The organism is Caulobacter sp. SSI4214 (genome assembly GCF_012184455.1).
GTDB lineage: Bacteria > Pseudomonadota > Alphaproteobacteria > Caulobacterales > Caulobacteraceae > Caulobacter > Caulobacter vibrioides_E.
Window position 1 is genome coordinate 1 of sequence record NZ_SZWJ01000171.1, and the last position, 2,716, is coordinate 2,716.

2 protein-coding genes are annotated in these 2,716 nt (G+C 71.7%); both read right to left on the reverse strand.

Going from position 1 to position 2,716, the window contains the following annotated elements:
• Positions 1–38: 38 nt before the first annotated feature.
• Complete coding sequence (locus FCU40_RS22910) at positions 39–938, reverse strand: hydroxymethylglutaryl-CoA lyase (protein ID WP_004618723.1); 900 nt, start codon at positions 936–938, stop codon at positions 39–41.
• Positions 935–2,641: a glycosyltransferase family 39 protein gene (locus FCU40_RS22915; RefSeq protein WP_168078100.1), complete on the reverse strand. Its 1,707-nt coding sequence runs from the start codon at positions 2,639–2,641 to the stop codon at positions 935–937. The genes FCU40_RS22910 and FCU40_RS22915 overlap by 4 nt, the downstream gene beginning before the upstream one ends.
• Positions 2,642–2,716 lie beyond the last annotated feature (75 nt).

The following is a 2,716-nucleotide window of genomic DNA, read 5'->3' on the forward strand; positions in this document are numbered from 1 at the left end:
GGCGCTCAAGGACAGGGCGAGCAGGGCGGCCAGGCGGATCATGCGGGGAAGCCTCCGGCGCGGGCCAGGGACGAGGCGGGGGCCTTGCCCAGCTTGGCGCTGATGTCGCGGCCGATCCGGATCAGGGCCGCCAAGTCGTAACCGGTTTCGAAGCCGGCGCGTTCCAGCATGTAGACCAGATCCTCGGTGCCGATATTGCCGGTGGCGGCGGGCGCGAACGGACACCCGCCCAGGCCGCCGACCGAGGCGTCCAGCACGTCGACGCCGGCCTCGACGCTGGCGAAGGCGTTGGCCAGGCCGGTGTTGCGGGTGTCGTGGAAGTGCATCCGCAGGCGCGCGTCCGGAGCGGCGGCGCGCACGGCCTCGATGCGCTGGCGGACGGTCCAGGGATCCGCCACCCCGATCGTGTCGGCGACGGCGATCTCGCGCACGCCCAGGGCGGCGGCCTCGCGGGCGATGGCCACGACCTGATCCTGGCTGATCTCGCCGTCGAACGGACAGCCGAAGGCCACCGAGATCGTCGCGGTGATCGGCGGGCCGCCCTCGACGGCCTGGCGTTCGGCGATGGCGGCCAACGTATCGATCTGCTGGCGGACCGTCGCGCCTTGGTTCTTCACGCCAAAGCCGTCCGAGGCGCAGACCACGACATTGGCCTCGTCGCAGCCGGTCGAGACGCAACGCTCCCAGCCGCGCATGTTGAGCACCAGGCCGATGCGCGACTGGACGCGGTCGGCGGGAAGCGCGGCCATGATGTCCTCGGCCCCCGCCATCTGCGGCACGCGGTTGGGGTTGACGAACGACACCACCTCCATGCGCCGGGCGCCGGCCGTCTCCAGCGCGCGGATCAGGTCGAGCTTGTCCTCGACGCTCAGGATGGTCTTCTCGTTCTGCAGGCCGTCGCGCGGCCCGACCTCGACGATCTGGATGAAGCGGCTCATGGGTTGGTTTCCTGCGCCCCGCCCGGTTCGGCGGAGGGATCGGGCGTCTGGGGCTCGCCCCGGTAGATCGTCAGGCGGTTCTTGTGGCCGTCGGAATAGTTGACGCCCTCGATCACGGCGACGGGGCGCGGCTTGAGATTGTCGTCGACCATGGCGGCGCGGAAGGCCTTCTCCTCGCGGGCCTCGACCACGGCGGGGCGGCCCTCGGCGATGGCGTCGGCCGCGCCCTCGCCATTGGTCAGCTGGGTGGCCGTGCCCAGCTGGAAGACCAGGCTGGGCTCGGCGTAGCCGGTGACGGCCACCGGCCCGAGCGCGCCCGAGCGGGGCGACAGGCGGGCGCTGTCCAGGGCGTCGGCGACGTCCTTGGACAGGAACAGCGGCTTGAGGTTCGGCAACAGGCCGGCGGTCAGGGCGATGTGGGCGGCGACGCCCAGGGCGCCGGCGCTGACCAGGGCCAGGACCGAATGGCGACGCAGCAACAGGATCGCGCCGGCGATCCCCGCGCCCAGCGCCAGCGCGCCGGCCAGGACGGCGAAGACCAGGGTCGCGCCGTTTCCGAACCGCTTCTGGCCGTAGACCGCGACGGCGGCGAAGACCACGCCCGCGAACAGGGCCAGGACCGCGCCGATCCGCCGGCTCCAACCGCCCAGCGGCGCGCGGATCGCCGCCGCCATCAGCATGGCCAGCGCGCCATAGGCCGGCAGCTCGTAGTGGATCAGCTTGGTCGGCAAAAGCTCGAACATCAGCCAGGTCGGGACCAGCCAGCAGACGGCGAAGCGCACGCCCGGCTGCTTGCGGCCGGTCCAGCCCAAGGCGACCGCGGCCGGCAGCAGTAGGGTGGCCGGGAAGGTCAGCAGCGGCGCGGCCAGGGCGTGGTAGCCGAACGGCGCGGCGTGACCCTCCTGGCCCCCGGCCATCTTCGGCGCCAGGTCCCCGCCCACGGCCGCGCCCCAGAAGGCGCCGTCGGTGGCCACGGTGATCATCATCGCCCAGGGCAGGACGATGGCGGCGAACAGGATCAGGCCCCAGGTCAGGCCCAGGCTCTTCATCCAGGCGGCCTTGCGGTCCCACAGGCCCAGCATGATCAGGGCCAGGATCACGACCAGCAGGCCGACCGGGCCCTTGATCAGGGCGGCCAGCGACAGACCCAGCCAGAAGGCCAGCTTGGTCGGCTTGCCGGCGTTCTCGCCCTTCAGCTGGGCCGCATAGACTCGCGCCAGGGCCGCCATGGCCAGGGTGGTGGAGCCGCACAGCGCCGCGTCGGTCTTGGCGATGAAGGCCTCGGACGACAGCAGGAAGGTGGCCCCCAGGATCCCGCCGGCGATCAAACCGGTGCGAGGATCGAACAGCGCGCTCGCGCCCCAGGCGCAGGCGGCCGCCGCCAGCATCGCGCCCAGCAGGGAAGGGATGCGATAGGCCCAGATCCGGCGCGTCTCGGCGTCGGACAGCGCCTTGACGCTGATCGCCTGCAGCCAGTGGATGCCGACCGGCTTCTTGAAGCGCGGCTGGTCCTGGAACTTGATGACGACATAGTCGCCGGTCTCCAGCATCTGCGACGTGGCCTGGGCGAAGCGGGACTCGTCGCGATCGAGCGGCGGCATGGCGAACAGGCCGGGCAGGCCCGCGACCAGGGCGATCAGCGCGGCGAACAGGGGGCCGCGCCACCCCCGGCTCCAGCCATCCAGGCGAGATTCAAGCGTCATGCGCCCTGCTTTAGCACGATCCTTCCGGTCGAGCGCGATAGCCGAAAGTGGAAGCCGGTTTCGGCGGCGATCGCG

Bases quoted from the DNA above. Each gene is read 5' to 3' on its own strand.
- FCU40_RS22915 (WP_168078100.1), bottom strand. From the start codon at position 2,641: ATGACGCTTGAATCTCGCCTGGATGGCTGGAGCCGGGGGTGGCGCGGC.
- FCU40_RS22910 (WP_004618723.1), bottom strand. From the start codon at position 938: ATGAGCCGCTTCATCCAGATCGTCGAGGTCGGGCCGCGCGACGGCCTG.